A 19,341-nucleotide genomic window follows, 5' to 3' on the forward strand; every position below is an offset into this window, starting at 1 on the left:
AATAATGTTCGAAATCTTTATAAAAAGGCCAGTGCTGTCACTGGTCATATCGCTTATTATCACCCTGGTAGGCTTACTGGCGCTCTTTACCCTGCCAGTAACCCAATTCCCCGATATTGTACCTCCCTCGGTAACGGTAACGGCCAAATATACCGGCGCCAACGCAGAAGTATCCGCCAAAGCCGTGTCTACTCCCCTGGAACGAGCCATCAACGGCGTACCGGGCATGACTTATATGTCGTCTGTTTCCAGCAATGACGGGATCACTGTTATCCAGGTATTCTTCCAGGTAGGTACAGACCCCGATCAGGCAGCTGTAAACGTTCAAAACCGGGTAGCTACCATTATCGATGAGCTACCGGAAGAAGTAATTAAAGCCGGCGTGACCACGGAGAAAGAGGTAAACAGTATGCTGCTCTACCTCAACGTGATGAGTGAAGACACCACCCTCAATGAACAGTTTATTTACAACTTCGCAGATATCAACGTACTGCAGGAGCTGAAGCGTATTGACGGCGTAGGACGTGCGGAAATTATGGGCGCTAAGGAATACGCGATGCGCGTGTGGCTGAAACCCGATCGCATGCTGGCCTACAACGTATCTGCTGAAGAAGTGGTACAAGCTATCCGTCGCCAGAATATCGAAGCTGCCCCCGGTAAAACGGGCGAAAGCTCCGATAAAAATCCCCTGATGCTGCAGTACGTGCTAAGATACACCGGTAAATTTTTTGAACCGGAACAATACCAGCAAATTGTATTGCGCGCAGGACAAGATGGATCGGTACTTCACCTGAAAGATATTGCCGATGTGGAATTCGGCTCACTCACCTACAGCATGGTATCCAAAACCGATGGTAAGCCATCGGCCTCCATCATGCTCAAACAACGGCCTGGCTCCAATGCCCGCGATGTGATCAACAACGTGAAAATGAAGATGGAAGAGATGAAAAACAGCTCTTTTCCTCCCGGCATGACCTACAACTTCAACTACGATGTATCCCGCTTCCTGGATGCTTCCATCCATGAAGTGGTACGTACCCTGTTTGAAGCCTTCCTGCTGGTATTTATCGTGGTGTTTATCTTCCTCCAGGATTTCCGCTCTACCCTCATTCCCGCGCTGGCGGTGCCGGTAGCATTGATCGGTACCCTGGCCTTTATGCAGATGATGGGCTTTTCCATTAACCTGCTCACGCTCTTTGCCCTCGTACTGGCTATCGGTATCGTGGTCGACAATGCGATAGTAGTGGTAGAAGCTGTGCACGTAAAAATGAGCGAAGAACATCTTTCCCCCATGGATGCCACCCTCTCCGCCATGCGGGAAATCAGCGGCGCGCTGGTAGCCATCACCCTGGTAATGTCGGCGGTATTTATTCCCGTTGCCTTCCTCTCCGGCCCTGTGGGCGTATTTTACAGGCAGTTCTCCCTCACCCTGGCTATCTCCATCGTGATTTCAGGTATCAACGCGGTAACGTTAACGCCGGCACTCTGTGCCATCATGCTGAAAGATACCCACGGAAAGCCCCGTAAAAAGAACTTATTACAACGGTTCTTCAACGGCTTCAACAAAGGTTATAATGCCACTGAAAATAAATACGCCAAACTGGTGGGCTTCATCGCCGGCAGGCGCCTCATCACGCTGGCCGCCCTGCTCTTCTTCTTTGCAGCCACGTGGGGCGTAAGCGCTATCCTACCTTCCGGCTTTATTCCAACGGAAGACCAGGGAATGATTTATGTAAACGTGACCACACCTCCCGGCGCCACTGTAGAGCGTACGGAGGAAGTACTGGACCAGGTACAGGCCATTGCGCAGCAACTGGGCGAAGTAGAATCAGTATCCACACTGGCAGGTTACAGCCTGGTAAACGAAGTAGCCGGAGCCTCTTACGGTATGGGCATGGTAAACCTGAAACCCTGGGAGGATCGCGAAGCATCGGTACAAAAAATTATCGAAGTGCTGCAGCAAAAAACGGCCGGAATTGCTGATGCCAGCATCGAGTTTTTCCCACCGCCTACTGTTCCGGGCTTCGGTAACTCCAGCGGCTTTGAGCTTCGGCTGCTGGATCGCAGCGGTAGCGGCGACCTGCGCCAGACGGCTCAGATCACCAACCAGTTTATTGACGCACTGAAACGGCGGAAAGAAATAGGCAGCGCCTTCACCAGCTTCGATGCGGAATTCCCGCAATACCTGATCCATGTGGATCAGGCCATGGCGGCAAAGAAAGGTGTAAGCATAGATAATGCGATGAGCAACCTGCAAACACTACTGGGAAGCTTTTACGCTTCTAACTTTATCCGCTTTGGCCAGATGTACAAAGTAATGGTGCAGGCCGATCCCCGCTATAGAACCAAACCCGACGACCTGCTGCGCCTCCATGTAAAAAATGATCGCGGCGAAATGGTGTCTTACTCCGACTTTGTAAAACTGGAGCGGGTATATGGCCCGGAACAGCTGACCCGTTACAATATGTACACCGCCGCTATGATCAATGGTGACGCGGCCCCGGGATTCAGCAGCACCCAGGCCATTGCGGCTGTACAGGAAGTAGCAGCGAAAGAGCTGCCCCGTGGCTATAGCTATGAATGGAGCGGTATGACGCGTGAACAGATCCTCTCTGGTAACCAGGCTATCTATATTTTCATTATTGTACTGGTGTTTGTGTACCTGTTGCTGGCTGCCCAATACGAAAGCTTCCTCTTGCCGTTGCCGGTACTATTATCATTACCGGCGGGCATTTTCGGCGCCTTCCTGTCGCTGAAACTACTGGGCCTGGAAAACAACATCTACGCCCAGGTGGCCCTGGTAATGCTGATTGGCTTGCTGGGTAAAAACGCTATTCTCATCGTGGAATTTGCCATCCTGCGGAACAAGCATGGCGCTACAGTAATGGAAGCAGCCAAAGAAGGCGCGGTATCCAGGTTGCGTCCTATCCTGATGACTTCCTTTGCTTTCATTGCCGGATTGATCCCGCTTTGTATTGCCTCCGGCGCCGGCGCTATGGGTAACCGCTCTATTGGTACTGCCGCTGCCGGTGGTATGTTGATCGGGACCATCTTCGGCGTGCTAATCATACCCGGATTATATGTGCTGTTTGCCTCGATGACCCGGAAAAAATCCGTAGAACTTAAAGCTTACACTAATGAATAAACGAATATATCACTATATACTCAGTGCAGGTATGGCTGTTACGGCAGCCGCTTGCAGCACCCAGAAAGAACTGTCTTTACCTGAGCGTATAACCGTTCCTGTTACTACGGATACGTTATCGCTCAGCAGTTTTTCGCAGGTATTCAATGACCCATACTTACAGGGACTGATAGATACCGCACTGCATAACAATTTCGACCTGCTTTCTGCTGCTCAGCGGGTAGCTGTAGCGCAGGCCAACCTGATGATGGCTAAAAATGCCTGGCTGCCATCGCTCAACCTGGCGCTATCCTCCGGCGTGGATAAGTACGCAGACTATACCCTCAACGGCGTTGGTAATTTTGATACCAACCTGTCGCCCAACATCAGTAAAGATCAGCACATTCCCGGCCCCACCCCGGAGTATTTTGCCGGTTTACGCAGCAGCTGGGAAATTGATCTCTGGGGGAAATTAAAAAGCCAGCGCCAAGCTTCTTATGCCCGTTTCCTGGGGAGCGAACAGGGGCGCCGCCTGCTGGTAACTCAGATTGTGGCAGGCGTTAGCGGTTTGTACTACGAACTCACTGCGATGGACAACGAGCTGGCTATTATTCAACGCAATATCACCCTGCAGGAAGCAGCCGTGGCCACTGTGCATATACAAAAGGCCGGCGGCCGGGCCACTGAGCTGGCGGTGCAACAGTTTACTGCACAACTGCTGAGTACCAAAGCCCTGGAGTTTGGGGTAAAACAGGAAATTACCTCACTGGAAAACCAGTTAAACGCCTTAATGGGCAGGCTGCCACAACCCATTTCACGTACTACTATTACCGGTACACAGACGTTACCTGCTGCGGTGAAAGGAGGTATTCCGTCTAGTCTCTTGCTGTTGCGGCCCGACATACAACGTGCAGAGCTGGAACTTACAGCCGCCAAAGCAGATGTAAAAGCGGCAAGGGCTGCATTCCTGCCTTCACTGACCATTACGCCCTATACCGGCTTTAATGCCTTTAAAGCGGGACTGTTGTTCCAATCGCCCGGCTCTATCGCCTGGGGCGCGGTAGGCAATTTAACAGCGCCTATCTTCAATAAAAAACAGCTAAAAGCACAGTACAATATTAGTACCGCCAACGCCTATACGGCCTTCTATGATTATCAGCAAGCGATAGTGAATAGCTACCAGGAAGTAGCCTCGGCACTGAACAAAGTAGACAACCAGCAACAGGCTTTTGCCCTGAAAAGCAATGAAGTATTGGTGTTGCAGGAAGCGGTATCTACCGCCAACATCCTGTTTACCACCGGCTATGCCAATTACCTGGAGGTAATTACCGCACAGAAAAATGTGCTGGAAGCAGAGCTGGCGTTGGTCACTACCCGGCGGAATGTATACCAGGGGTTGGTTTCCCTGTACCGCGCCCTGGGCGGAGGGTTTAACGTTGCCCAATAGCAGGCAGGGAAAAAATATGGGGAGATAGCGGCCACCCGGTGGTTGCTATCTCCCCATTTTATTTTAAAGATGTTATTATTTCTTTTGGTGTTCAAACAACCAGGTCATGAGCCCCGGCTCCACAAACACATTATCCCAGCTATTATGTCCTACACCGGGATATTCCGTATACTTTTCTTCTGCTCCCAGGGCCTTCAGTTTGGCATCATAAGCGCGGGAGGCTTCTACCGGTACTACCTTGTCATCGCCACCGTGGAAAATCCATACTGGTACCTTTTTAGCGAAATTACCGGCTGCTTCTACGTTACCGGCGCCGCAAATAGGGAACGCAGCGGCAAACAGCTTAGGCCGTTTGGTAATCAGGTAGAATGTACCCATGCCTCCCAGCGATAAACCACCCAGGTATACACGTTTGGTATCTACCTTGCCGGAAGCCAGCAAACTATCCAGTAAACTATTGACGAGCGTTGTAGCCGGTGAAGGCGTAACTTTCAGCGGGAAATCTACCCGTTGAAACTTTCCGGCGCTATCACTTACAAATTCCATCGGCGCCCAGGTCTGGTTCAATGGTAATTGCGGGAAAACTACAATCGCGGGATAATGCTCCCGGATACTATCGCGCAAAAACATCGTGCCGCCATGCAGCAGTTGTGCATTATTGTCAGAGCCCCGTTCCCCGGCGCCATGTAGGAATACGATCAACGGGTATTTCTTGTGGGCATCATAATGCAGCGGTAGCAAAAGACGGTAACGAAGGGTATCGCCTTTACGGATAAATGTTTGAGAACTATAGGCCGACAGGTCCTCCTGCGCCGAAGCCACCATACCGGTAGTTAACAGGCAGGCCAGTAACAAGACTTTGAGGTATCGCATAGCGGGAATTTTATACCCAATATACTACCGCTAAGTCAGTATTTCAATGTAAAATGTTGCTTCACTTTAAAATCCTTCCGGAAGAATACCAACCCGATGAAAAACAGGTCGATGGTTAAGGTTACCTGGGGATGGGCCTGGATGGTATGCCAGGCGGCTTCCATATCGGGCGTCCAGTGAATGTCGTCAAAGATAAAAACGGAGTACTCATCAGCAAACTGCAGACATTGCTCAAAATATGCCAACGTTGGTTCCTTACGGTGGTTGCCGTCTATATAAACCCAATCCGGCAGCTGCATCTGCTTTAATACATCCGGCAGTACGGTATCAAAGTTCCCCGTTACCTGGGTGATATTACGAAGGTGCAGGGCTTCAAAATTCTTCGCTGCCCGGGCAGCAATGTTTGGGCAGCCTTCAATGGTATATACTTTTGCTTTGGGGGCCGCTTTGGCCATATAAGCCGTAGAAAGACCCATAGAGGTCCCTAATTCCAGGATCCTGGCCGGTTGGAGGTATTGTATCAGCCGGTAGAACAACTGCCCGAATTTGGGTTGTTTGGCGGCATAACGGGTAATATCCCTCACCCGCCGTTCATTACCGGCTGAAATCAGCGATCCGGCGCCCAGGTCGGTTACCTGCAGCGTTTCCTCACTGTGGAGCAATTGTTTGCGCAACGCTTCAATTTCCGCAAAAGCGGTATGCCTGCTTTTATCCAGCAACACATCCTCTATCAGTGCATATACAAAAGGAGAATGTACATCATGACGGTTACCTGAAGTAAAATAGTACTTCAGGTATTTACTGGCTAAATTATACTGTTGCGCTAAACCCACTGCCTATATTAAATTTTTAATAAATCTTAGCTTTTATAATACCCCATTTGTGCAAACGATGCTGCACCGATACTCTCAATACGCCCAGTCCATAAATGGCGCTGCGCTTAAAATTGATACTGGATGCCTCATCGAAATATTTGGTAGGACAAGTCACCTCAGCAATATCATAGCCTTTCATAAAGATCTGCGAAACCATTTCATTGTCAAACACAAAATCGTCGCTATCAGCCATGTAGTTGATATTGTTAAGTACTTCTGCCGAAAAAGTACGATAACCTGTATGGTACTCACTCAGCTTCTGCCCAATCAGGATGTTTTGGGTCAATGTCAGAAAACGGTTAAAAACATATTTGTACATCGGCATACCGCCTTTCAGGGCACCTTTTCCCAGGATTCTGGAGCCAAACACCACCGGGTATACGTCGTTGGCAATGATGCTGCACATGGCCGTAATCAGCTTGGGCGTATACTGGTAGTCTGGATGCAGCATTACCACGATGTCTGCGCCCAGTTCCAATGCCTTGTTATAACAGGATTTCTGGTTACCACCATAACCTTTGTTCTTATCATGGCGAATCAGATGTTGGATACCCAGCTTACGCCCTACTTCCAGGGTATCATCTTTACTGGCGTCATCTACCAATACTACATCATCTACGATCTCAAAAGGGATCTCCCGGAAGGTTTTTTCCAGCGTTAAAGCTGCGTTGTAGGCCGGTAATACAACCACAATCTTTTTGTTATTAAGCATGAAAGTGGATCAAATTTGGCTGCAAAGGTAAGTCACCTGCTGATAATTCAAAATATATCGCAGAAAAGCTCCCTTTTCACCACCTATCATGATTTAATTTTAACTGTTATTAATTATTTATCTTTGCCTGATGATGTTTTTGGCATCATATTTTCTTAAATTTTTGTTAACAAAAAGTAACAATCACATGTTAAAACACCTACCAACGGAAATGAAGCATGATAAACCCTTGACTGACAAGTGTTATGGTTCATTACCGTTAGTACAAATGGCTCAAAGGTTCCTGTCATCAGGATGGATGAAAGTTATACCAGCTCCGCTTGTTCTTCTTTTAACCTTCCATACTGCACAGGCACAAGATCCTGAATTAAAAAGCACTGTTGCTCCTGTTATCAAAACCCAGGATACTACCATCCGTAAACTTATGGAAGAAGTACAACGGATCACCGATAACGATAAGCAAAACTCCAACGCCATCCAGGCTTTATTACAGGGTAAAGAAATTGATAATATCACTAAATATGAGTTGATTAAAAACAATATCATTAACGCCAGTGAGACTTATTATTTACTCAACAAAAAGATTATTGACCTTAAATCACGTACTACTACCAATAACCTGGATGTATTTATCACCTCGCTGAATAACCCGGAAAGTAAAGCCCTGGGCTTCTCGCTAAGTGACCGCATTGTGGAATTGGTGGAAAAAATCATTCTGAAAAATAAAAGTGATAAGGGAGAAAAGAATTCAAAAATTGTTGAATCGACCAAATCCATTATCAACAGCCCCATTTTCCAGAGCTTCACTTCATTAACACCGCCGTTGGCCATTGCCAATTCGGTGATGAATTTCCTGCACAGTGTAAGTGTGAATAACAAACAGATCAACCAAAAATCGCTGCAGGAATTTGAGAAGGAACTCAATAAATATGTTGTTTATTACACCGCATTGAACGATGCCAACCAGAAATTTGAATATGGCCTCAACTTCAATAAAGATCAGTTAAGCCTGCTGCAGGATAACCTGTTCGATCACCTGTCGTTCACAGCTACCTCGCTTAAATTCCCTGCACCTCAAAAAGGCAACCAGGGCCTGAGCCAGACCATGAATGAATACTTTTTTGACTTCAAGAAGGAAAAGGTAGTTGATTACTTCAACCAGTTGGAAGCGAAGTATACCAAAAACAAACGTATCGATTACGAATCCCTGCTCCGGGAAAATTCTTCCCTGAAAGAGGTAAATAACCAGCTGGAAGACCTGGTACTTCAAACCAAACGTTTCGAAAACCTGTACAACGAATACTTTACCCTGCTGGACTCTTATTACACCAAGGTGAACAATTCGCTGAAAATAGCCCAGGACAACGGGTTGGCGGATAAAAGCATTATCGATACCAAACAGGCAGAATTCAGAAACCTGAAAACAGAAGCTGTGGGCGAAATCCAGGCATCTATCAATATTCGTGAGCTCTATAGCAATACAGAAAAAATCAAATACCGTTACAGGATATTCTAACGGTATTAATTCAAAAGATACAAAGCAGAAAGTATAATACTTTCTGCTTTTTTTATGTACTACCCTATAGATTTTATTGATACCTTTGCGCTATCAATTTAGAGGAAATGACGACAGTTCAATTGGAATACATCGTGGCAGTGGATACCTATAGGAGCTTTGTATTAGCAGCGGAAAAGTGTTTTGTGACCCAGCCAACACTGAGTATGCAGATACAGAAACTGGAAGATGAATTAGGGATTAAACTGTTTGATCGTAGCAAACTACCCGTAGTCCCTACTGAAATAGGCGTTTCCGTGGTAGCCCAGGCCAGGATCATTATCAAGGAAAATGCCCGCATCCGTGAAATCATTGCCGATCAGAAAAAAGAAATACAGGGAAACCTGAAAGTGGGCATTATCCCTACGCTGGCCCCCTACCTGCTTCCCCGTATCCTTACCGGCTTTATGAAAAAGTATCCTAAGGTAAAGCTGGAAATATGGGAATACCCTACGGAGCAGATCATGCAGCAACTGAAGCAGGAACTGCTTGATTGTGGCTTGCTGGCTACTCCCTTACACAATCCACACCTGGAAGAGCATCCACTGTTTTATGAATCGTTCGTGGTATATACGGCTAAAAGTAATCCACTCTACGACAAGAAAATAGTGAAGGCCGAAGAGCTGGACATCAAAGAGGTATGGCTGCTGAATGAAGGACACTGCATGCGCAACCAGGTGCTGAATATCTGTAAGGATAAATTCACCATGGGCGATAACAAAAACCTGGAATATAATACAGGTAGTGTTGAAACCCTGAAAAGGATGGTAGATCTCAATGAAGGCTATACGATTTTACCGGAGCTGTCGCTACAGGACCTGAATACCCGGCAACTCAATATGGTCCGCTATTTCAAAGCGCCGGAACCGGTGAGGGAAATCAGCCTGGTAACTCATCGCCATTTTATTAAGCAGGCGCTGATAGAGGCCTTCAAAAAAGAGATCCTGGCTCATATACCAGATAAGATGAAGGCCCAGAAGAATAAAAAAGTAATAGATATTTTAACGGAATAAGCAGAAAACAAAAAGCTATTGTGGAGAATAACTAAGCGAGTATTTAAAAATTCGCTTTAATCATCCTCCACAATAGCTTTATGCTTTATGCTTATTATGCTCTTCCCGGCGTATAATATTTCATTGCTTCCGGCATCAGTTGCTGTAATTTCTGCACACGGGTAGCGTCGCTGGGGTGAGTGCTTAAGAACTCAGGTGGCTTTTGTCCGTTGCTCATATTGGCCATACGCTGCCAGAATGGAATAGCTTCCTGTGGGTTGTATCCCGCCATAGCCATGAATATCACACCCAGATGATCTGCTTCCAGCTCATTACCACGGGAAAATGCCAGCATCCCCATATTACCACCTACACCAAATGCCTGGTTAAATATATTTACTGCTGTTGGGTTCTTGTTCAATGCCACAGCGCCAGCTACCTGTATTCCCTGCATTACCAATCCCTGGCTCATACGTTCGTTACCATGACGGGCAATAGCGTGCGCAATTTCATGCCCCATTACACAGGCCAGTGCGGTTTCATTTTGGGTAACAGGCAACAATCCGGTATATACTACCACTTTTCCGCCAGGCATACACCAGGCATTCACTTCTTTACTGTCTACCAGGTTGAATTCCCATTTATAATTGGCGATTTCATTTCCCATATTATTCTGGTTCATGTACCGGGTCACTGCCGCCGCGATACGCTGCCCCACTCTCCTGACCATTTCAGCATCTTTGCTCGTAGTTTGTGATACTACCTTATTAGATGACAGGAATGACTGGTATTCCTGCAAGGCCATTGATTGCATAGTGCTTTCAGGAACAAGATTTAGCTGGCTACGACCAGTAATAGGTACACGCGAACAAGCTGCCAATCCCAGGCTAGCTGTAAAGAGTAAGAAATACTTTTTCATGGGAGTATTATTTAGAAATGCGTACAACGCAAAAAGCACAAAGCAAAAAGCATGCACATTTTGTGGCCATAGCTTTTTGCTTCATGCTTTAGTAATATAACTATAATTAGTTTTTGTCTTTTTTGTTCTTAAACAGGGGTACTTTACTTTCCACGCCTTTCAACAACCGCGTAATATTCTTCTGATGTGTGAGTACCACCATGAGTGCCACAGCAATAGCAAAAATGCGATAAAATATCTCAGGCTCATTAAAAATGTACAGGATCAATATCGGGAAAGCAATGCTGGCAATGATAGAACTGAGCGATACATACCTGGTCAGGAATAGGATCATTAAAAACACACCCACACAGCAAAGAGCTACCAACGGCTGGATAGCCAGTACCAGCCCAAACAAAGTGGCAATTCCCTTTCCACCTTTAAAGTTTGCCCAAATAGGAAATATATGACCTACCACAGCAGCCAAGCCTAAACCTATCTGCAGGTTCACAAGTTGAGTAAGGTGTTCGGGATCAAGGTAATAGGGCGCCAGATAAGCCAATCGTACTGCTAATACACCTTTCAGCATATCTACCACCATTACAAAAGTACCGGCTTTAGGCCCCAGTACCCGGAAAGTATTGGTAGCACCGGCATTGCCGCTACCGTACTCCCTGATATCCATACCGAAAACGCCTTTACTCACCCAAACAGCTGTAGGAACAGATCCTATCAGATAAGCACAAAAAAGCAATAAAACTTCTATCATCACTACAAGTTAGGAATGCTAAGATAACAAATTCTATGTTAAAATAGAGAGAATATTAGAAAAGATTGTAACACAAAAGTTGGATTATCAACACTTTTTATATGTAACTTTTAATAAATTTCGTCAGACAGCCACAAACTGCATCGCCAGCCAGTTGTTCTTTTCTATCTTCTTTTCCTTTACAAATCCCTGGCTAACAGCAGATTCGGTGATTTGTACCTCATCCGATGGCAGGATTCCACTCAATAGCAATATTCCTCCTGGTTGTAACAGTCTGCGCATATCTCCCATAAATTGCAGTAAAATGTTACAGTTGATATTTGCCAGCAATATATCATATTTTTCGGTAATAGCATCAAGATTATCCGCCTGCCAGATCTTTATCTTTTTCATATTATTGGCAGCGATATTTTCTATGGTGTTATTAACAGCCCATTCATCGTAATCAATGGCGTCTACCACGGCAGCACCCATCATTTCTGCCAGGATAGCCAGTATACCAGTGCCGGTACCGAAATCAAATATGCGTTTTCCGGAAAAAACGAGCGATTCCATCAGCTTTATCATGGAAGACGTAGTAGCATGATGCCCTGTTCCAAACGACATCTTAGGTGTAATCACAATTTCATAAGCAGGCTGCGGATCAAAAGGGCGATGGAAATCGGCCCGGATACCACAAAAATCGTCCACCTGCACTGGCTCAAAATTGCTTTCCCACACTGCATTCCAGTTCTCCGGTAAAATTGTTTCTTTCGTATAGCTAACACCGTGAGGAGCCAGTGTTTCCTTCAATAAAGCCTCATCAAAATCAGCTTCCGGGATATAGGCCACCAGTGCATCGGTTTGCTCCTCAAATCCTTCATAACCCAGCAACGATAACTGGGCCACCAACAGGTCAGACTGCTCCGCGCCTGTACGCATAGTTATAGCAATGTAAGACATAGAGCGCAAAGATAACGTAAAGCCGAAAGCTTTCTTCGCTCTGCTTGGTGCTTTTTATTTATATTTGATTTATAAATAATATAAAATATCCTATGAAAGCACTGTTTCTACTGCTGGCCGGTATTACCCTATCATGTGCCGGCATGGCCCAGGTGATTAAAGTAAAACCTGCTGAACCTATCACTGATTCTATCGTGTACCAGACTGAAAATGTAACCATGATCTTCGATCGTAAAACCCTGTATGACTATATGGTGTCTATGGATACCACGCTACGTGGGCATAAGTACGACAATAAAGTATTTAATAGCGTACAGTTTTCCCGGATGAATGCGATCGATATGGGTAATCATTTCCGTAAAGCCTATTGCTACCTGGAAGATAGCACCAATAAGGACTTCAGCTATAGCACCAGTAAAATGAATATGTTGTGGGCCGAAGATGGAGGCATTATGCTGCCTTATGTGGAAGAATTATTGCCAGACCTCCTGGCAGCAGGCACCGTACGGGTGATCGACAGGAGCACCAAAGCCGCGCAACCTGCGTATAAGATGATTGCAGAACCGGTAGATGGAAAAAATTACCGGGTATTCCGGTTAAACAGCGGGAAAGAGATTTTCCGGGAGAGTACTTTCCGGGTAGAGCAACTCACCAGGCGGTAGTGAGTTGACTTAAAATGGGAAAGCAGCCACCGGGGGTGACTGCTTTCTTTTTATTTAATTCCAGTTATCGCTAGCTATTACGATGCTTATTCTGCATCAAAGGTAGGCTCCTGTGGTTTTTCGTTGCGGCTGTTGTAATCGCTACCACCACGGTTGTGATCACGGTCGCCACGGTTGAAATCACGTCTGTCGCCACCGCCACGTCTGTCGTCGCCACCGCGTCTGTCATCACGGGGACCACGTCTGTCGCCACGATCACCACGGTCACGGAAGTCGCCTCTTTCTGGTCTGTCGCCACGTTCTTCACGTTCTGGTCTTTCTACATAACCTTCTGGTTTAGGCATCAGCACTTTGCGGCTCAGCTTAAACTTACCGGTTTTAGGATCGGTACCAGTCAGTTTCACTTTCACTTTTTCACCTTCAGACAGCACACCTTCCATCGTTTCCAGGCGTTTCCAGGAAACTTCAGAAATGTGGAGTAAGCCTTGTTTACCAGGCATGAACTCAACGAAAGCGCCATAAGGCATGATGGATTTTACTACGGATTCATATACTTCACCTACTTCAGGTACCGCAATGATTCCTTTCACCCATGCTACTGCTTTATCCAGGCCTTCTTTCTGTGCAGAGAAGATACTTACTTCACCGGTTTCACCCACTTCTTCAATGTTGATGGTAGTACCGGTTTCGCGTTGAATTTCCTGTATAATCTTACCACCGGGTCCGATTACTGCGCCGATAAATTCACGGTCGATAATAATCTTTTCCATGCGTGGAGCATGTGGTTTAGGTTCAGGACGGGCAGCAGGTACTGCTTCATACATGGCCTCAACGATATGCAGGCGGCCTTTTTTGGCCTGAGCCAGTGCAGAGCGCATTACATCCATGCTTAAACCATCTACTTTAATGTCCATCTGTATACCAACGATACCATCGCGGGTACCGGTAACTTTAAAGTCCATATCACCCAGGTGATCTTCATCGCCAAGGATATCGGTTAATACCGCCCATTTACCATCGGAAGCGCGGGAAATCAGTCCCATTGCCACACCGGAAACGTGTTTAGGCAACGGTACGCCTGCATCCATCAGTGCCAGTGAACCGGCACATACCGTAGCCATGGAGGAAGAACCATTAGATTCGAGGATATCGGAAACCACCCTTACGGTGTAAGCGTAATCGCTTCCCGGCATCATTTGCTTCAAAGAGCGCATAGCCAGGTTACCGTGTCCTACTTCGCGACGGCCGGGACCGCGCATCATTTTTACTTCCCCGGTAGAGAATGGCGGGAAGTTGTAGTGCAGGATGAATTTGGAATAGTTGGAAACAGCGGCGGATTCTATCAGCAGTTCATCTTCTGGTGTACCGAGGGTAACAGTAGTCAGGGACTGTGTTTCACCGCGGGTAAACAGGGCAGAACCGTGAGGAGAAGGCAGGATATCAGTTTCCATCGCCAGTGGGCGAACCTGGTCCAGTGAACGGCCATCCAGGCGAACGGATTCGTCCAGGATCATATTACGGATCACTTCTTTTTCCAGATCATGCAGGTATTCTTTTACCAACGGCTGATCTTCTTCAGGCAATTCGCCCAGGTGTTCTTTCAGCTCTTCGCCGATAGCAGCAAAAGCATCGCTGCGATCGTGCTTGGCAGAGGCAGACTTGGCTACCTGGTATATTTTATCTTTGGCAAAAGCAGTCACTTTTGCTTTCAGTTCTTCGTTCTGGTGAGGTTGTGCGTATTCACGTTTGCCTTTCACACCTTTCAGGTCACGCAGTTCTTCCTGTGCCTTCACCTGTATCCGGATCGCAGCATGCGCTGCCTCGATGGCCTGGATCAGGTCTTCTTCCTGGCATTCTTTACTTTCACCTTCCACCATCATGATGTTCTTGTCGGTAGCACCAATGATGAAGTCCATGTCGGCTTTAGCCAGTTCTGTGCGGTTAGGGTTGATCACGTATTTGCCATCAATGCGGGCAACACGTACTTCGGAAATAATTTCCTGGATGGGCACATCAGAAACTGCCAGGGCAGCAGATGCAGCCAGGCAGGCCAGTGCGTCCGGCATTACTTCCGGATCGGAAGATATCAGGGTAACCAGTACCTGTACTTCACAAAAATAGTTATCGGGGAACAGCGGGCGCAGGGCGCGGTCAATCAGACGGGAAATCAATACCTCGGAATCAGACAACCGACCTTCACGCTTGAAAAAGGAACCGGGTATGCGGCCGGCGGATGCAAATTTTTCCTGGTAATCAACTGTAAGGGGGAAGAATGACTGGCCTGGTTTGGGTTCTTTATTTGCTACCACAGTGGCCAGCAAAATTGCATTCCCTAAACGCACCGTTACCGCACCGTCGGCCTGACGGGCCAACTTACCGGTTTCGATGGTCACCATACGACCGTCTCCTATATCGAACTTCACTGAAATAGGTGTCAGATTCATAATAAAGTGAGGATTAATGAGATAACGTTATCCATTTTACAATCACAAGGATAACAAAACGTATACATACAAAAAAACTATTCCCAACCATAAAAGTTGGGAATAGCGCTATAATTAAGTCATGGTTATTTCCTGATACCTAACTTCTCGATAAGGGCACGATAGCCTGTGAGGTTGGTTTTAGATAAGTAGGAAAGTAAACGCTTTCTCTGGCCAACCATCTTCATCAAACCACGGTGGGTAGAGAAATCCTTTTTGTTTTCTTTCAGGTGACCGGAAATGCTGTTGATACGCTCAGTCAGCAGCGCGATTTGTGCTTCTACAGAGCCGGTATTTTTTTCGCTTCCACCAAATTCCTTAAAAATATTGGCTTTCTTTTCAACAGTTAAGTAAGACATCTTTAAAAATAATAAGTAATAATAATGTTTTTTGTCGCTATTTTTCCGGTGCAAAGGTAATTTAAAAAATAGGAATTACCAATTAACCCGAAATTTATAATAAATGAATGATAACCACCATTCGTAAATCCTTCCCCTTCAACAACTCCTAAGAAGAAAAATTCACAGCGGCATTATCTGTTACATGTCCGTTTTCGGTTCTTAACACCCTCGACGGAAATTTCTGTAATACAATATAATCATGCGTGGCCATCACAATGGCGGTTCCCTCCCTGCAGATACGGAACAATAACTGCATAATACCATCGGAAGTTTCCGGATCCAGGTTACCGGTAGGTTCATCTGCCAGGATTAATTTCGGCGAGTTCAGCATAGCACGGGCAATATCCACACGTTGCTGCTCTCCTCCCGATAATTCATAAGGCATCTTGAATCCCTTGGTACCCAATCCCACTTTTTCCAGTACATCTGTGATCTTAGCCTCCATTTCCTTGGTATCCTGCCAACCCGTAGCCCGCAACGCAAACTTCAGGTTATCATGCACATTCCGGTCGGTCAACAGCTGAAAATCCTGGAATACCACTCCCAAATTCCGGCGAAGATAAGGCACTTTTTTCCAATCCATCTTCTTCAGATCAAAACCTACGACCTGCCCTGTACCATCGTTTAACGACAAATCACCATATAATGTCTTCAGTAAACTGGATTTACCTGTACCGGTTTTGCCAATCAGATATACAAACTCCCCCTTGTTCACCGTGATGTTCACATCAGACAAAATCAATGATTGCCCCTGGTAAATGCTGGCATTTGTTAACTGGATAATAGGTTGTTCAGCCGTCATGTCCTTTTCTGTTTTACGATCTGTTGCTGGCAAAAATAACTAATTAAAAAATAACTCGTTGTGCTAATATGTCAATCTCGCCAGATTTATTTCTCTCAAAAACTAAAAAAATAGTTTTAAAACTAAATAATTAGTTTTAACTTAGAATCATAAACTGAAAAAGAGATGAAACAACTTACCAAAGCAGAAGAACAAATTATGCAAGCCCTGTGGGAAACGGGTCCTGCTTTTGTGAAAGACATTATTGAAGTAATGCCCGAACCCAAACCGCATTACAACACAGTGTCTACGCTCATCAAAATCCTGATAGAGAAAGGCTTTGTTGACTTTAAAGCCTTTGGTAAATCACATCAATATTTTGCCCTGGTTACCAAAGATGCCTACAGCCATAAAACGGTGAATAACATCGTAAAGGGCTATTTCAACGGCTCTTTCAGCAACATGGTTTCTTTTTTTGTGAAAGAAAAGGAATTAAGCATCTCTGAATTGGAAAAACTGATTACCCAAATTAAGGAATCACAAAAACCCAAACAATGAACCTGCTACTCGCCTATATCGCTAAGGTGATCATCTGCTCGGCCGTATTGTATGGTTATTACTATATAGCACTGCGCAACAATCGCTTTCACCAATGGAACCGGTATTACCTGGTATTAATTACGGTGATATCGCTGCTCACCCCCCTGTTGCGTATTCCATTGCCCATACCGCAGGAAGAGCCATCGACCATGATGTCGTATACCAGTCGCATGATCACACTCCGGGAGTCGGTGATACCTCCCGCCAACCCAGCCATTACCACCGGAACCATCATGAATGCCTTGTATACACTGGTGATGGCATTATTACTCTTACGTATACTCGTAAGTATTTTCAATATCCGTCAACTGATACGCCGCAGCCGGGTGCAGAAAGTACCACCTTATAAGTTTGTGGAAAACCAGGAGATCCAAGCCCCCTTTTCTTTCTTTTCCTATATTTTCTGGGACCAGCACACCTCTCTGCACACAACAGAAGGCCAGCAAATACTAAAACATGAACTGGTGCATTTGCAGGAAAAACACAGTGCCGACAAGCTTTTCATGGAAATTATTACGGCTATATACTGGATTAACCCCGTCTTCCATATTATCAAACGGGAGCTGGCGCTGGTACATGAATTTATGGCTGATAAAAAAGCAGCCGGGGAAGAAGTAGCCGGTTATGCGCAAACAATCCTGCAAATGGCCTTCCACAGCAAACAATTCAGTTTCACCAACGATTTTTTTCACCCACCTATTAAAAGAAGAATACTTATGCTTACACAATTTCATACGCCCCGGTTCAGCTACCTACGGCGTATCCTGGTATTGCCTGTAGCCACCGGTATTTTCTGCTCGCTTGCTTTTGTGGCTGATAAGCGTCCTTCCGCCATTCGGACGCTTAACACCACTGTCAGTGAAGTGGCAGTAATGGATACTACTCCCCGTAAAATAACGCCCCAAAAAGAAACAGCCTCCGAACCGGTATTTACTTTTGTAGAACAACCACCCGTGTTTAAAGGAGGAGAAGATTCTTTGAGTAGCTACCTGGCCCGGAATATCAAATACCCCAAAGAGGCAGTAGCTAAAAAGATATCGGGTATCGTTTTCGTACAATTTGTGGTAGACAAAAAAGGAAACGTCACCAATGCAAAAACTGTAGGTAGAGATCCTGGTGCGGGTATATGCCAGGAGGCTCTGCGCGTGGTAAATTCAATGCCGCGTTGGGTACCCGGCAAACAAAGCGGCCGCGCGGTAGCCGTACAATTCAATCTCCCTATCCGCTTTTCATTGAATGACGGCAAGTCTGCCACTGATAAGCAGCACGTTGAGTTTACCCCGCCACCACCGCCTCCTCCTTCGCCACGACCTGCTGAGATATTTACGTCGGTAGAACAACTTCCTACCTTCCGTGGCGGCGAGGCAGCACTGGCCAAATACCTGTCTTCCAATATTAAATATCCGCGGGATGCCCAGGAACATGGTATTTCAGGTACTGTTTTCGTTCAGTTCATTGTGATGGATGATGGTAATCTCAGGGATATACATATTGTTGGCGCCCCGAAAGGTGGCGGGCTCGATGAGGAAGCCATCAGGGTAGTGAAAGCCATGCCCAAATGGAATCCAGGTATTCAGAACAAGCACGCCGTTAATACCGAATTTAACCTGCCGATCCGGTTTACACTGCAAGAGTAACACAACTATCATTTATACAACATAGCCCTTTGCCAGTGCAAGGGGCTTTTTATTTTGCCTCATTTTACCCATCTTTATAAAAAAAATCCTATGCCACTATCCTATTGTCACCTGGTGATCCCCGTTATCATGGGGCTATCTTTTTCTTCCACTACCCATCGACAGGCAGCTTTCCATCATTACGCGGCAGATACCTCCCGGCAACCCGACATGGAGCAGGTATTTACACTGGTAGCAGATCCCCCGCACTTTCCGGGTGGAGATTCCGCCCTGCAAAATTATCTCAATAAAAACCTCCGGATTCCTAAAGCAGCTGTAGCGGCTAAAGTTGCCGGTACGGTGTATGTACAGTTTGTAGTTGATAAAAAAGGGAATCTCTTGTATCCCAATGTTTCCGGACCCTACAAAGGATACGGACTAGAGGAAGAAGCCATAAGGGTAGTGAGTAGTATGCCCCGGTGGGAACCTGGGAAAGAGAAAGGGAAGGCGCTGAATGTAAAGTTTGACTTGCCGGTTACGTTTACTTTGCCAGAACCGAAGAAATAATAAAGACTTACCGCTAGAAAAATACTAAAAAGGGAATTGCCGTT

General features: G+C 46.1%; 17 protein-coding genes. 8 read left to right on the plus strand and 9 right to left on the minus strand.

Annotation, left to right across the window (positions count from 1 at the left end; genetic code table 11):
- Positions 1 to 4 precede the first annotated feature (4 nt).
- Complete coding sequence (locus tag FHW36_RS21705) at positions 5 to 3,145, plus strand: efflux RND transporter permease subunit (protein ID WP_145671917.1); 3,141 nt, start codon at positions 5 to 7, stop codon at positions 3,143 to 3,145.
- Positions 3,138 to 4,571, plus strand: a complete 1,434-nt coding sequence (locus FHW36_RS21710) for a TolC family protein (protein WP_145671919.1) — start codon at positions 3,138 to 3,140, stop codon at positions 4,569 to 4,571. Before FHW36_RS21705 ends, FHW36_RS21710 begins: the two co-directional genes overlap by 8 nt.
- Before the next feature lie 75 nt (positions 4,572 to 4,646).
- On the opposite strand, the gene FHW36_RS21715 is transcribed toward FHW36_RS21710, so the two are convergent.
- From FHW36_RS21715 to FHW36_RS21725, 3 genes are read right to left on the minus strand one after another with little or no spacing between them, the layout of a single operon-like run.
- On the minus strand, positions 4,647 to 5,444 hold the full coding sequence (locus tag FHW36_RS21715) for a carboxylesterase family protein (protein WP_145671921.1): 798 nt from the start codon (positions 5,442 to 5,444) through the stop codon (positions 4,647 to 4,649).
- Positions 5,445 to 5,479: 35 nt separating this feature from the next.
- Entirely contained in the window at positions 5,480 to 6,277 is a 798-nt protein-coding gene (locus tag FHW36_RS21720) for an O-methyltransferase (RefSeq protein WP_145671923.1), read from the minus strand.
- Positions 6,278 to 6,293: 16 nt separating this feature from the next.
- Positions 6,294 to 7,031 carry a glycosyltransferase family 2 protein gene (locus FHW36_RS21725; RefSeq protein WP_145671925.1) on the minus strand — a complete coding sequence of 246 codons (738 nt, stop codon included), beginning with the start codon at positions 7,029 to 7,031 and terminating at the stop codon, positions 6,294 to 6,296.
- A 298-nt stretch (positions 7,032 to 7,329) separates the two neighbouring features.
- Here FHW36_RS21725 and FHW36_RS21730 point away from each other — a divergent pair, with 298 nt between their 5' ends.
- Positions 7,330 to 8,547, plus strand: coding sequence for a hypothetical protein (locus FHW36_RS21730; protein ID WP_145671927.1), 1,218 nt, complete (start codon positions 7,330 to 7,332; stop codon positions 8,545 to 8,547).
- Positions 8,548 to 8,654: 107 nt separating this feature from the next.
- The gene (locus FHW36_RS21735) at positions 8,655 to 9,599 is read left to right on the plus strand and encodes a hydrogen peroxide-inducible genes activator (protein ID WP_145671929.1); all 945 of its coding nucleotides are present in this window, start codon (positions 8,655 to 8,657) and stop codon (positions 9,597 to 9,599) included.
- A gap of 94 nt (positions 9,600 to 9,693) precedes the next feature.
- On the opposite strand, the gene FHW36_RS21740 is transcribed toward FHW36_RS21735, so the two are convergent.
- The 3 genes from FHW36_RS21740 to prmA form a co-directional block, all read right to left on the minus strand.
- The gene (locus FHW36_RS21740) at positions 9,694 to 10,497 is read right to left on the minus strand and encodes a M48 family metallopeptidase (RefSeq protein ID WP_145671930.1); all 804 of its coding nucleotides are present in this window, start codon (positions 10,495 to 10,497) and stop codon (positions 9,694 to 9,696) included.
- 106 nt (positions 10,498 to 10,603) lie between these two features.
- Positions 10,604 to 11,245 (minus strand): glycerol-3-phosphate 1-O-acyltransferase PlsY, encoded by a 642-nt coding sequence (gene plsY, locus FHW36_RS21745; protein WP_145671936.1) that lies wholly within the window; start codon positions 11,243 to 11,245, stop codon positions 10,604 to 10,606.
- Positions 11,246 to 11,368: 123 nt separating this feature from the next.
- Complete coding sequence (gene prmA / locus FHW36_RS21750) at positions 11,369 to 12,187, minus strand: 50S ribosomal protein L11 methyltransferase (protein WP_145671942.1); 819 nt, start codon at positions 12,185 to 12,187, stop codon at positions 11,369 to 11,371.
- A gap of 92 nt (positions 12,188 to 12,279) precedes the next feature.
- Here prmA and FHW36_RS21755 point away from each other — a divergent pair, with 92 nt between their 5' ends.
- Positions 12,280 to 12,849 carry a hypothetical protein gene (locus FHW36_RS21755; RefSeq protein ID WP_145671944.1) on the plus strand — a complete coding sequence of 190 codons (570 nt, stop codon included), beginning with the start codon at positions 12,280 to 12,282 and terminating at the stop codon, positions 12,847 to 12,849.
- 86 nt (positions 12,850 to 12,935) lie between these two features.
- On the opposite strand, the gene FHW36_RS21760 is transcribed toward FHW36_RS21755, so the two are convergent.
- The 3 genes from FHW36_RS21760 to FHW36_RS21770 form a co-directional block, all read right to left on the minus strand.
- Positions 12,936 to 15,293, minus strand: a complete 2,358-nt coding sequence (locus FHW36_RS21760) for a polyribonucleotide nucleotidyltransferase (RefSeq protein ID WP_145671945.1) — start codon at positions 15,291 to 15,293, stop codon at positions 12,936 to 12,938.
- 125 nt (positions 15,294 to 15,418) lie between these two features.
- Entirely contained in the window at positions 15,419 to 15,691 is a 273-nt protein-coding gene (gene rpsO / locus FHW36_RS21765; protein WP_145671947.1) for a 30S ribosomal protein S15, read from the minus strand.
- Positions 15,692 to 15,839: 148 nt separating this feature from the next.
- Complete coding sequence (locus FHW36_RS21770; protein ID WP_246121208.1) at positions 15,840 to 16,568, minus strand: cell division ATP-binding protein FtsE; 729 nt, start codon at positions 16,566 to 16,568, stop codon at positions 15,840 to 15,842.
- A gap of 132 nt (positions 16,569 to 16,700) precedes the next feature.
- Between FHW36_RS21770 and FHW36_RS21775 the strand changes: the two genes are divergently transcribed.
- The 3 genes from FHW36_RS21775 to FHW36_RS21785 all read left to right on the plus strand — a co-directional run bounded on the left by FHW36_RS21775 (position 16,701) and on the right by FHW36_RS21785 (position 19,297).
- Positions 16,701 to 17,072 (plus strand): BlaI/MecI/CopY family transcriptional regulator, encoded by a 372-nt coding sequence (locus tag FHW36_RS21775; protein WP_145671949.1) that lies wholly within the window; start codon positions 16,701 to 16,703, stop codon positions 17,070 to 17,072.
- Positions 17,069 to 18,751, plus strand: a complete 1,683-nt coding sequence (locus FHW36_RS21780; protein ID WP_145671951.1) for a M56 family metallopeptidase — start codon at positions 17,069 to 17,071, stop codon at positions 18,749 to 18,751. Before FHW36_RS21775 ends, FHW36_RS21780 begins: the two co-directional genes overlap by 4 nt.
- A gap of 90 nt (positions 18,752 to 18,841) precedes the next feature.
- Positions 18,842 to 19,297 (plus strand): TonB family protein, encoded by a 456-nt coding sequence (locus FHW36_RS21785; RefSeq protein ID WP_145671953.1) that lies wholly within the window; start codon positions 18,842 to 18,844, stop codon positions 19,295 to 19,297.
- Positions 19,298 to 19,341: the final 44 nt, after the last annotated feature.

It is taken from the genome of Chitinophaga polysaccharea, assembly GCF_007829335.1.
Classification (GTDB): domain Bacteria; phylum Bacteroidota; class Bacteroidia; order Chitinophagales; family Chitinophagaceae; genus Chitinophaga; species Chitinophaga polysaccharea_B.